This is a genomic window from Streptomyces sp. NPDC016640 (genome assembly GCF_043076215.1).
Classification (GTDB): domain Bacteria; phylum Actinomycetota; class Actinomycetes; order Streptomycetales; family Streptomycetaceae; genus Streptomyces.
Genome location: NZ_JBIBRG010000033.1, coordinates 1 through 11261, shown reverse-complemented (window position 1 = coordinate 11261; position 11261 = coordinate 1). Strand labels below are relative to the sequence as shown.

The following is an 11261-nucleotide window of genomic DNA, read 5'->3' as shown; positions in this document are numbered from 1 at the left end:
CCGCAGTCACCTCATAGACGGCTGCCTCGCCGAGACCGGCCTGACCATCAGACCCACCTGAGCAACAGCACGACATCACGAGTTCAACCTCAGTAGCGGGTGGGCCGTAGCGCAGCTGGCCCGCCCCGGGCGCACCACCATCTTTGGCTGGTTCCGGCAGTTCACCCGGTTCTGCCGTGCAAGTAGCGTTAGGGCGCCCCTGCGGCGGGCCGGTTCACCGGTGAGCCGATCACGCACGGCGAGGGTGGCGGTGGGCCGCCGGGGTGCCGTATCACGCGGCACAGCCCAGGAGCACTGACCGACAAGGAGGACCACGATGTCGTGGGTGACCAGCAGCCTTCGGGCGCTCAGCGGTGAGATGCGTGCGCGGTGGCACGGGTACTTCGTCGGCTACGGGAAGCAGGACTGACGCTCGGCAGCCGGGCCAGGCACAACCCCGACCGACAAGGAGGACGACCGCGATGTCATGGGTCATCAGGAGTCTTCGGGCGCTCAGCGGTGAGGCGCGTGCGCGCCGCAACCAGTACGGCGACAGGTACGGGCACAACGCCTGACGTCCTCTCCGCAAAAGGATGGGACGAGCGCCGGGACCGCCGCGCGTCCCATCCTCTGTCAGATGGGCGGACGACCGTGTTCCTGGACAGGAAGAGTCTGTGGCCGCAACTGCGGCGATGGGAAGAGCAGGCCGCGGACCGTGACGGTCCGTTCAGGCTCCGCTTCGGCACCCTCTTCGTGGCCGATGCCGACGCGGCCCGGGACGTCCTGGTCGACTCGGCCAGCGACTACCTGTCCCAGTCCGGGTTCTTCCGCCTCGGACCGGAACCCCTGTCCCAGGCGGTCCGGGGCGAAGCCTCCCGCGAGCTGCTCAGGGTCCTGGCCCGGCACGACCTCGCGTCGTCGTTCGACCTCGACTCCGCCCTCGGTGAGGTGAGTGACAGCCGCGGCCGTTTGCGGCACCAGCGCTGGGGCGTCGAACTGGTCCGGCGGTACTTCGCCCCCGTCATCGCGCACCGGCGTCATACCGAAATCAACGCGCTCGTCGACGCCTACGTGACGTCGAGCGTCGTCGCCGACGACATCGTCGGCCATGTGCTGAGGCGCTCGCACCGTACGGTGCCCGCCGTCCGGGCCGGGCTCGCCGAGCAGCTCGGCCGACTGCCAGCGCGGGAAAGCGGCGCGCAGGACCTGGTCGACCTGGTGCTGGGACTGCCCGGAGAGCTGTCCCTGGCCGATCGCGCGCAGTTGCTGCAACGCCTCGTCCTGTCCACGGTCGGCTTCACGGGCGTGACCCTAGAATGGGTGGTGATGCTCGGCATCAGGCACGGCTACGACACCCCGGCGGTGCGGCAGGAACAGGTCCATCGGCTGGTCAAGGAGGCGCTGCGCCTGTATCCGACCGCCTGGCGCCTGATCAGAGTGGCCGCCGCCGACCACGACATAGCCGCCGCCCGGGTCAGCGAGGGCGAGCACGTCCTGATCGGCACGCACGCGATCCACCGGTCAGCGGCCGTATGGGACAGGCCCCTGGACTTCCGTCCCTCGCGCTGGGAGCAGCCGACCGACGACCAGCGGCGCTCCTACCTCCCCTTCGGCAAAGGCGACGGCATGTGCCCGGCGAACGGCTTCGCAGTCAAGGCCCTCGAACACCTCGGCCACCTCATCCTCCACGGCTACCGGGGACACGTGCGGCTGCGCACCCGCAAGCCCCACATCCGCACCCTCCTGGCCCCACCTGCCGGCTGGACCCGCCTCGCCCCGCCACGGCACCCGAGCGCTGAACCGGCCCCCTCGGCTTAGCCTGGCGTTTCACGTCGCTCGCTCGACGAGTCGGTGACCTGCGGGGTTTCCCGGACAGCGGCAGGGGCCGTCTGTGATCCTCGGAAGGCCGTCCTAGACGAAGAAAGTCGCCCAGGCGATCAAGGCGTCGCGTGCAGGACCCATGCCGTGGTCTGCCCGCCGAGTATCCCGGCGAGGCCGTCGCGTCACGCCTCGGCCTGGTGACAAGAAGGTGGCTGAGGGAGCATCTGTGACAAGTAGCCTGCCTTCCAGGTGACAACCAGGCTGCTTCGGCATGGCCTTCGGCCAGCCTATTTCGGTTCCGCCGGTGACAACTACCGAGCCTCGGCACATATGTTGAGCCGAAGCGCGATAGTTGACACAAAGGCTCGCTTGTTGTCACCGAGACGGCGACTTCGAGCCAGGCATCGCCCCGCTCCGATCCGCGTCGTCGGCCTGCGGTGCAGCGAGGGCCCGGACCTGCGAGGCGGACCGCCGAAGGTGTCGCCGGTTCGAGCGGAACGCGAGCCGTACAGAGGAGCAGAGGACACCACCGGTCGGTGGGCCCATGAGATCATCGTGGTTGCCGCCCTGGGGCCCTGACACGGTCGTGTCCCGCCGGCCGCGGACTGAGCGACTCGACCGGAGCACTGACGACACCGAACTGCGGCACTGGGGGAATGGGTATGGGGTACAGCGGGATATCGGAAGTGCGCCGGGAACGTACGCGTGCCGAGCGGCTGACCGAAGGACTGACCGTCACCGTGGCATCGGTCCTCTCGTTCGGCCTGCTGGCCGGCCCGGCAGTGGTCTTCGGCGCGACCGCCTGGCACCTGGTCACCGACACCGGCACCACCGCATTCAGTCGGCTCGCGGTGCCGGTGATCTTGTTCGCCCTCGTCGCGTTGCCGCTCGTCCTGGCCCGCGTGGTATTCCGCTCGGGCCGTCGCAAGGGCAGGGAGCCACTGACGGCGGCGGTTCCGGCGGTGCTGACGCTGCTCGGCGGATCCGCCGTGCCGTTCGCGGCGCTGTGTCTGATCTTCGTGTTCGGGGACTGACCTCCGGCTACGGCGGTCCGCCCGACGTTCACAAAGTCAGGCTTGTTGTCACCAGGGAACAGTGCGCTCCACCTCGGTGAAGGGGCGACAACTGTCATGCTTCCGATGGACTGGTGCCAGGTATCTTGCTTCGCCCGTGACAACTGCGGTGCCTCATTCATGGAAGATCGCAGGTCGGCGCAACCGGCGGTGACAACTACCGTGCCTCGGCACACCCCGCCTCTGCGCGGCCATCGTCGACCGGCTCACGTTCAACGGCACCATCATCGAGACCGGCACCGATTCCTACCGCCTCGCCAGCACCCGAGCCCGAGCCGAGGAGCCGGTCAAGGCCAGCTGAACCATTCGAGTCCGCCCCGCCTGCGGCGGGGCGGACTCACAGCCAGGACACCTGGGCCAGCCGTGAGATCCTCTCCATCATGTTCGAGAACGAGCGCAACCAACGGGCGATAGCAGGCGTCGAGGCCCACGTTCGCGAGTTCTTCACCGGCCACATGATCACGGTCAGCGACTACGACCTGGGACCTGGACGAAGGGAAGCTGTTCCCGACCTGCGGATCCTCACCGTCAGCCCAGGACCGCGCGCCGACAGCTGGGCCTACATCACCGCCGGCTGCTGGTCCACGGTTGAGACGGACGGCCACGGCCTCGAATTCGTCATCACCGCTCCCGTCCGCGACGAACGCTTCGCTGATCTCCTGGCCATGACCGCCTACTACCACTCCGATCACCACCTCGACCTCGAACACAGCCTGCCCATCGGGGAGCCGTGGCTGCCCGGGTCCCACTGCGACCACCTGCTGGTCAGCCTTCCCTACCTCCACGGACCTGACCTCGAGCAGTGCCCACTGCCGGACGGTGATGCCCGCATCCTCTGGGTTCTGCCGGTCACCGCAGCCGAGATGGCATACCGCCGAGAGCACGGCCACGAAGTCCTTGAACAGCTTTTCGACGAGCACGCGATCGTCCCAACCGACCCAAGGCGTCCATCCGTCGTCTGACCTAGCGAGCTTCTGGGACGCAAGCGGCAGCCACGGAGTCCTCCAGTGCCGTCAAAACTCGTCGATATGTCGAGGCACAGTGATCACCGACTGCCGCCCAAAGCCATCGACAATCGCTGTCCGTTTTCATCAGCGAAGCCATTCCCGAGTCGCTTGAACCGCAACTCAGGGTGACTGCCTTACCTCCGACCTTCGGCGAACCCCTTTTCCACCTCGGCAATCCGTGTTGTGACGGCAGGGTCTTTGGCCAAGCCAGAGGGAAGCTTGGTCGTTGAGTCGATCACAGCAGAAATGACCTCACGCACTTTCAGACCGTACGCGTAGGCGAGGTCCGCACGGATCAGGTCTGTGCCAGTGAGGTCCGCACCGGCCAGGTCTGTGCCAGTGAGGTCCGCACCGGGCAGCTCCGCGTCAACGAGATTCGCGCCAATGAGGTTCGCGCCAATGAGGTTCGCGTAGGGCAGGTGCGCGTCGGTCAGGTCCGCTTTGGTCAGATTCGCGGCGGTCAGATTCGCACCGATCGGCTCCCTGCTCAGGACCCCGATGGTCTCCTTGGGTTTCACGTCACGGAAACGGGGCTGGAGTTCGATGTCGGACAGGTGGGTGTCTCGCAAGTCGAGGTAGAAGAACTTGCCGCAGGTGGTGTCGCGGTAGGCGAGGACGGTGAGGGCGGCGTGTACGTCGGCAGACACCTCTCCATCCTTGGGGGCTTTATCCGTGTGGGTGCGGATATAGGTGGCCAGGACGTTGGCGATGGTGGGGTGATCGCGGGGGAGTCCTCCATGATGCGCTGCAAGGCGTAGATGCCGCCCAGGCGGACATCCATAGCCTTCTTGTCGAGGCTTTCCACGGCCTTGGTGTACCGGTCGGTGATTTGTCCTTCCTGGGTGACGTTGAGCTCCTGGCTGCTGATTTTGAGCTGGTCGCGGACCTGGTTGTTGGAGTACCAGATGCCGGCTGCCGCGATGAGGGGCGAGAGGAGAACGCCGAGCACGACGGCGATCAGTTCGGTGCGGCGGGCCCAGTCCAGCCCTTGGCGGGACGAGGTGTCACCGTCCCGTTCCGGTTCGCCGACGGCGTCGGCGCGGGGTGCGCGCCGGGGGGGGGCCGGTCGGGCGGCGGCCGGTGAGGGCGACGGTAACGGCGCGGTGCTCCGGTGGCGCCCGGCCGGATTGGGTCGGCCGGGCTGTGTGGCACGGCGGGCAACCCGGTGCAGTTGCTGAGAGCGTCGATAAGGCATGAGGAGTATTGGACCGTAGCTGTCAGGGTGGCCGTGGCGGTTCCGTCGGACGCAGCGCGGGAGATTGGGGCTGCACACAGCCGGCCCGGCAGCCGACACCATCCTGCCCCCCATCAGGGTTGACGGAGGCTAGCGCACGATCTGACAGGGATGTTCCTCTGCCCCCGAGACGAAAGAGACGCCCCTGACGGTCCTCTGTGGCCGCGTGCGGCCGATCTCCCGTCGGCACGGGCGGTCCCGGGTGCGATGGACCGCGTACGGGCGCCCACGGGTCGCACGGAGCCGCCAGTGAGGACGTGAGCTAAGGGTGGGAAACCGCCCCCTTAGCTCCGGAGAGCAGCCCCTTACGGCGAGGAAACCGCAGGTCGCCGTCCGAAATACGGCCTCCGACCTGCGGCATCAACTCTCGGGCGATGTGATGGAACCCTGCGGTTCCCAGCCGGATGCGCCCCTAGCCTGCGGCTTCGTCTCTTGGTTGGTCTGATGCAACCCGGGGATTCCATCAGGGGCAGGGGACGGCGACTGGTGTCCAGCTATGTCCGCCGGACGTCCAGCCGTGTCCCCCGGTGTCCGGAGTGGAGGCCGGGCGACCGCACCGAAGGACCAGACGGCCGACACCTTCGCCGGGCATCCTGACGACGAGACGACCCCGAGGGAGGACGACGCGGTGAACTTCTCGTTCGTGTGCGGCTGGTGCGGTGCGCCCTGCGTCATGTGGGGTGCACCGGTCGCCTCCTGGTGGACGGACAAGTACGAGCTGCCGGATGACTTCGAATGCTGGTCGTGCGGCGGCATCAGCACTACCCCGCCCCCGCCGTGGACACCCGCCGACTGAGCGACTCCCGGAGGTCAGCCTTTCGGCAGCTTCGGTCACCCTCGCGCGCCTGCGTGAAAGGCCAGCCTTGCGACAGCTGGGGACTTCGAGGACGCACGCTCCCACGCCCGTCCAGGCCGGGACGGACGACGTCCCCGGAGGACGTCGAGAGCCGGGCAGGTGTCCGCGATTGGCCCGGGGAAACGGACACCGGCCCGGCGGCCGCCACTAGGACCCGGCGGCGGCCCAGCTCAGCGCCCGGGCCGCGGCCAGTGCCAGACTTTCGCCGCTTCCCGTGAGAGCGGGGGACCTCGAGGCCGCCGGCGCACCGCGCGGTTTGGCGCCTCGGGCCCGGTCGGATTTATGGAACCGGCCCCGGGCACGGCGACGGCAGGCGACCACCCAGGAGAGTGTGGCGCGGACTGCGGACGGTCCAGGTCGCGTCGACTCGTAAGACCGGGCGAACCCCTTCCTACCGGGGTGAAGCCGGGCGGAACCGGGGACCGGTTTCCGGTCGCCGGTTCACCGGGCCCCTTTAGTAACAACATCAAGCACCACCATCACGTAGTTCCGATGCCTTCGCTTCGCTCAGGCATCGGCCGGTGAGTGGCTGAGGGAATCCGATTTCTGGCACGCCCCCGGGGTGACGACGACGGCCAGCCAGGGCGTCCGGTGTCAGCTTTTCCGCAGGTTCTGTCACCCCTCGCGCGCCCGCGCGGGGACGGTCCAGAAAGTCCAGAAACCCGACCCCGGCCACTGCGCGTCTCTGGCACTTCTCCAGGACGGCCCGGGCGGCGGCTCCTGCGCGGCGAGCTGGTCGGCGGTGAGCACCAGGCGGTACGTGAACCCGGTGACTGGCCCTCCGGAAGCGCACCAGTACGAGACCTGGAGTTGAGGGCGAGACGCCGAACCTGGTGTCCTCTGCGGCTTCCTGGCGTTATGCCGCGTGGTCTTAACCGAGGAACAGGGAGATGACATGGTCCGACTCCGACGACATGCCGTGATGGCGTCCGCGGCAGCCTTCGCCACACTGATGACCGCGGCCGGCTCGGCCTGGGCTCGCCCTCCACTGCCGCTGCGGATGGACGACGCTTTCCAGCAGGACTGCCTCACGACACACAACGCCTACCGGGCCCGGCACGGCGCCCCGCCGCTGAAGATCGACCCCACGCTCGTCGACTACGCCAAGAACCGCGTCAACATGATCTCCCAGTCCGAAGGGCTCACCCACGTCCCGCCGACCACCGGCGGCCACGGAGAAAACCGTCACTGGTCTGCCACTACCGTGTCCGGTCGGATGGCTACCTGCAAGGATGTGGTGACCGCCTGGTACAACGACAGCCGCGATTACGACTACGCACACCCTGGCTACAGCAGTGCGACGGGACACTTCACGCAGATCGTGTGGAAGGAAACCACCCGCGTCGGCTGCGCGCGGGCTGCCGGCCAGGGCTCGCAGTGGTACGAGACCTACGTGGTGTGCGGCTACCTGTCCCCCGGCAACATGGGGGACGGGGACCGGTTCAAGCAGAACGTTTTCCCACCCACGGGATGACACCACCGGCCCTCGAGGACGCGTGACCGCGCGAAAGGCCAGCGCCTCGGACGGGGTCGAATTTTTGGAACCGGCCGGGCATGGCGAGGGCCCGGCGCCGCACCTTCGCGCCGGGCCCTTCCCCCCACCGACCACCACGGAACTACCCGAGGTCAGGGCGCAGGGACACCTCTCGCCGGGCAGTGTCCCACCCGGTCCTGACAACGGACAGCAACGGCCACCCGGACGCGTCAGTCGTCGCCCTGGTCTCCGGAGGTGTCCCGCGCCCGGTACGCCGTCCGCTGGGCGTACTGCCGCAGCTCGCGGCGCAGGTGGTCACCCCTGCCCGGGTCGTACAGCAGGGCGGCCGCGAGGGTCCCGCCGCCCACCCGGTCGTAGATCTGCCGTTGCTGGGCGACGGCGGCCTCCAGGATGGCGATGGCCTCCGCGCCCTCGTCCACCTGGTCCCGGGTGACGCTGCCCTCGTCCTCATCGGCCTGGTGCTCGTCAGCGGCCTGCGCCGGCACCTCCGGGGCGGGCGGGGCGAGCCGGGGCGCGCGGCCCTCAGCGGCAGCCACGGTGAGGACGTCGCGCACCTGGTCCGGCCGGGCGAGATGCTTCAGCGGAGACAGTACGGCACGGGCTTCCGAGAGGTCCGCCGCCGTCACCCGCCGGTCACCACGCAGCTCCTTGACCTCGCGGTACAGGGTGGTGGTCACCTCGGTCCCGTACTCCTTGAGCACAGGCGCCAGCTCGCGGGCCTGGCCCTCGTCGATGTCTCCAATTGGAGACACCGGCCCGGCGGCGAGGGCCGCGTTCGGCTACGGTCTGCACGGGCGCCGACGCCCCGCCTTCCCAGGGCTCATGCGTTCTCGATGAGCGAGATGAGTCGGCGTGCGCGCCTGGTGTCTGACGGGCTACTTGCCCGGCTGGAAGCAAGAGACGCGACATCAGATGATCAAGGTTGCTGAGACCGAAGATCGACCTGGAGTCGCGTCCGCGTGCCATCCTCCCTGATCAACGTGCTCGCGCGCCACTGCGAAGACGCTGATGCATCCTGCCGGCCCGTCGTAGCGGCAGAGCGGATCTCCTTTCTCGCCAGTAGGACGAGAAAGGAGATCCGGTTGTGTCACCGGCGGATCGGACGGGGCGGCCCGGTGGGGCCGTGGGGGTCAGGGGGTGAGGATGACCGTCTTGCCGGGCAGCCGCCCGGCGGCGGCGTCCTCGTGGACGGCGGCGAGCTCGGTCACCGAACGGCGGGCGGCCACGTGGACCCGGACCTTGCCGGCGTCCACCTTGGCGGCCAGCTCGGTCAGCTGGGCGCCGTCGGGGCGAACCCACAGGTTCGCGTTGCGCACCCCGCGGGCGGGGTCCTCGGGAATCGCGCCACCGCTGCTGGCGGCGACGCCGCCGTCGGCGACGTAGTCCGTCAGCCGCGCGAGCTCTTCCGGGGAGTGCCGCACGTGGTTCACCACGACCTGGAACGGACCGCCCACGGCGGCCGGGCCCGCGGCGAGGTCGAGGGGGCCGACGACGCGCTCCGCGCCGTAGCCGAGGAGGCGGTCGGCGTGCTGGGGGCCGTCCACCGCGGTCACGTGCGCGCCCGCGTCGACGGCGAGCTGCACCACGATGCTGCCCACCGCGCCTGCGGCCCCGTTGACGAGGACCGTCTGACCGGGCTTCAGCTCGGCCAGCTCGAACACCGTCTGCCAGGCCGCGAGGCCGGTCAGCGGCAGCGCCGCGGCGTCGGCCAGGTCGAGGGTCTTCGGCGCCGGCGCGAGGGAGTCGGCCGGGACGACAGCGTACTCGGCGGCGCCGCCAGCGGTGTCCAGGGGCAGCATGGCCACGACCGGGTCGCCGACTGCCAAGCCCGTGACGCCCGCGCCGAGTTCGGTGATGGTGCCCGCGAGGTCGATCCCCGTCACATAGGGGAGGGGGGTCGGCATCAGCGCGGCCAGGTGGCCGGCGCGGATGTGGTCGTCGACTGGGTTGAACGAGGTGGCCGCGACCCGGACCAGCACCTGTCCGGCGCCGGGAACGGGCCGGTCCACGTCCTCGAAGCGCAGCACCTCGGTGCCGCCGAACTCGTGGAAACGCATGGCCTTCATGAGAGTTTTCTCCTGGGTGTGTGGATGCCGTCGCCACAGGATCGAGGCGATCGGACGGATAGGGGGAGCCACGTCGACGGGGTGTCGAGGCGTTCAGGTCAGTTGCAGCGACCGGGTCGAGTTGCCCATCACCATGCGGTCGAGGGCGCTCACCGCGCTGCCGGGGTCGTCGGCGGCGCCGACGGTGGCCAGCAGCGGGACGAAGTGGTCGGCCGTCGGATGGGCGACGTCGGCGCCGGGCGCCTTGCGGCGGTAGTCGATGAGGGCGTCGGCGTCACCCCGGGCGAGGGTGTCGACGGCCCACGCGTCGAAGGCGGTGGTCTCGGCGGCGAGCCCCGGCTGGCGGAACACGGCGAAGCTGTGGGTCATGAAGCCCGAGCCGAGCACGAGGACGCCTTCGTCGCGCAGGGGCCGCAGCCGCGCCCCGAGGGCGAGCAGGTCGCCGGGGTCGAGGCTGGGCATGGACAGCTGCACGACGGGGACGTCGGCCGCGGGGTACATGGCCATGAGTGGGATGAAGGCGCCGTGGTCGAGGCCGCGGCCGGTGAACTCGTGCACCGGCGTCGGGCCGAGCAGGCCCTTGAGGCGCCGGGCCAGGTCGGTGGCGTCCGGGGTCGCGTAGGGGAGGGTCTTGTAGCGGGGGTGGAAGCCGCTGAAGTCGTAGTGCAGCGGGGTGCCGGCCGCGGCCCCGGAGATCGCGACCGGCGCCTGTTCCCAGTGGGCCGAGACGACGACGACGGCCCGCGGTTTGGGCAGCGACTGGCCCCAGTCGAAGAGGGCGTCGAGCCACTGCGGATCGTCGAGCGTGAACGGGGCCCCGTGGCTGACGAACAGGCTGGGCAGGGGTCCGTCCGAGGACTCCCACATCCGCTGCTCGCGCGCCTGCGGCAGGACCCGGGCGAGCAGGTCGTCGTAGGCCGCGGCGGGTCCGCGTGATGCGAAAGGTGAGGTCGGGTTGGTCGCTGGAGGCACAGAGATCAGCTCCTTGACTTGCCTGGGCAAGTGAGAACCTATCCGAGGTGAGTTGCCTAGGCAAGTGACATCACTTGACTGGACAAGTGATTCCGGAGTTGTCGAGGCAAGTGACGCGAGTTGCCTGGGCAAGTATGATGGGGCTCATGGACATGCAGTCACCCTGGCTCGACGACGAACAGCAGGCCCTGTGGCAGGCGCTGCTGACGGTCGTCATCGCCCTCCCCGCGACCCTCGACCGCCAGCTGCAGCGAGACGCGGGTATCTCCAACTTCGAGTACGGGGTGCTGGCCCGGCTGTCCATGGCGGATGAGGCCACGATGCGGCTCAGTGAGCTGGCCCGGGACTGCGACAGCACCCAGCCGCGCCTGTCGAAGGTCATGGATCGCTTCGAGACCCGCGACTGGGTCACCCGCCGCCCCGACCACGGCGACGGCCGGTACACCCTCGCCACCCTCACCGACGCCGGCCGGCAAAAACTCGCCGAGAGCGCTCCGGAACACGTCGCCCAGGTCAAACGGCTCGTGTTCGACCCACTCACCGCCACCCAGCGCCGCCACCTCACCACCGCGCTCACCCGCATCGCCGCCCAACTGCGCCAGGAACTCGCAAGCGGATAAGAGGTGGCGCGGAGGCGCTGTCACGTTGGCTGACCGGGTGGGGGGATCTTCGGGTTGGTCATGCGAGGAGGAGCCGTCCGTGGGCAGCGCGCCACCGTCGTACAGAGGGCATCGGTACCCGGTGGAGGTCATCTCCCA

General features: G+C 69.1%; 9 protein-coding genes and 1 pseudogene. 6 read left to right on the top strand and 4 right to left on the bottom strand.

What is annotated here, in order from left to right; translation table 11 throughout:
* Nucleotides 1-630 precede the first annotated feature (630 nt).
* From ACF07S_RS33260 to ACF07S_RS33245, 4 genes and pseudogenes are all read left to right on the top strand, one after another.
* Entirely contained in the window at nucleotides 631-1797 is a 1167-nt protein-coding gene (locus ACF07S_RS33260) for a cytochrome P450 (RefSeq protein WP_391975904.1), read from the top strand.
* Nucleotides 1798-2462: 665 nt separating this feature from the next.
* A complete protein-coding gene (locus ACF07S_RS33255) occupies nucleotides 2463-2834 on the top strand; it encodes a hypothetical protein (RefSeq protein ID WP_391967226.1) in 372 nt (123 codons plus the stop codon).
* 214 nt (nucleotides 2835-3048) lie between these two features.
* Nucleotides 3049-3174: pseudogene (locus ACF07S_RS33250) on the top strand (AAA family ATPase); the annotation flags it as partial.
* Nucleotides 3175-3253: 79 nt separating this feature from the next.
* Complete coding sequence (locus ACF07S_RS33245; RefSeq protein ID WP_391967225.1) at nucleotides 3254-3835, top strand: suppressor of fused domain protein; 582 nt, start codon at nucleotides 3254-3256, stop codon at nucleotides 3833-3835.
* Nucleotides 3836-4014: 179 nt separating this feature from the next.
* Here the strand turns inward: ACF07S_RS33245 and ACF07S_RS33240 are convergent, their stop codons facing one another.
* On the bottom strand, nucleotides 4015-4527 hold the full coding sequence (locus ACF07S_RS33240; protein ID WP_391975903.1) for a pentapeptide repeat-containing protein: 513 nt from the start codon (nucleotides 4525-4527) through the stop codon (nucleotides 4015-4017).
* 2338 nt (nucleotides 4528-6865) lie between these two features.
* Here ACF07S_RS33240 and ACF07S_RS33235 point away from each other — a divergent pair.
* Nucleotides 6866-7444, top strand: coding sequence for a CAP family protein (locus ACF07S_RS33235; RefSeq protein ID WP_391975902.1), 579 nt, complete (start codon nucleotides 6866-6868; stop codon nucleotides 7442-7444).
* A 230-nt stretch (nucleotides 7445-7674) separates the two neighbouring features.
* Here the strand turns inward: ACF07S_RS33235 and ACF07S_RS33230 are convergent, their stop codons facing one another.
* The 3 genes from ACF07S_RS33230 to ACF07S_RS33220 form a co-directional block, all read right to left on the bottom strand.
* The gene (locus tag ACF07S_RS33230; protein WP_391975901.1) at nucleotides 7675-8217 is read right to left on the bottom strand and encodes a hypothetical protein; all 543 of its coding nucleotides are present in this window, start codon (nucleotides 8215-8217) and stop codon (nucleotides 7675-7677) included.
* 378 nt (nucleotides 8218-8595) lie between these two features.
* Entirely contained in the window at nucleotides 8596-9531 is a 936-nt protein-coding gene (locus ACF07S_RS33225; RefSeq protein WP_391975900.1) for an NADP-dependent oxidoreductase, read from the bottom strand.
* A gap of 93 nt (nucleotides 9532-9624) precedes the next feature.
* Nucleotides 9625-10374, bottom strand: a complete 750-nt coding sequence (locus tag ACF07S_RS33220; RefSeq protein WP_391975905.1) for a dioxygenase — start codon at nucleotides 10372-10374, stop codon at nucleotides 9625-9627.
* 275 nt (nucleotides 10375-10649) lie between these two features.
* On the opposite strand from ACF07S_RS33220, the gene ACF07S_RS33215 reads away from it, so the two are divergent.
* On the top strand, nucleotides 10650-11123 hold the full coding sequence (locus tag ACF07S_RS33215; RefSeq protein WP_391967220.1) for a MarR family winged helix-turn-helix transcriptional regulator: 474 nt from the start codon (nucleotides 10650-10652) through the stop codon (nucleotides 11121-11123).
* Nucleotides 11124-11261: the final 138 nt, after the last annotated feature.

Coding starts and splice junctions, on each gene's coding strand:
- ACF07S_RS33235 (WP_391975902.1), top strand. CDS start 6,866: ATGGTCCGACTCCGACGACATGCCGTGATGGCGTCCGCGGCAGCCTTC.
- ACF07S_RS33225 (WP_391975900.1), bottom strand. CDS start 9,531: ATGAAGGCCATGCGTTTCCACGAGTTCGGCGGCACCGAGGTGCTGCGC.
- ACF07S_RS33215 (WP_391967220.1), top strand. CDS start 10,650: ATGGACATGCAGTCACCCTGGCTCGACGACGAACAGCAGGCCCTGTGG.
- ACF07S_RS33245 (WP_391967225.1), top strand. CDS start 3,254: ATGTTCGAGAACGAGCGCAACCAACGGGCGATAGCAGGCGTCGAGGCC.
- ACF07S_RS33255 (WP_391967226.1), top strand. CDS start 2,463: ATGGGGTACAGCGGGATATCGGAAGTGCGCCGGGAACGTACGCGTGCC.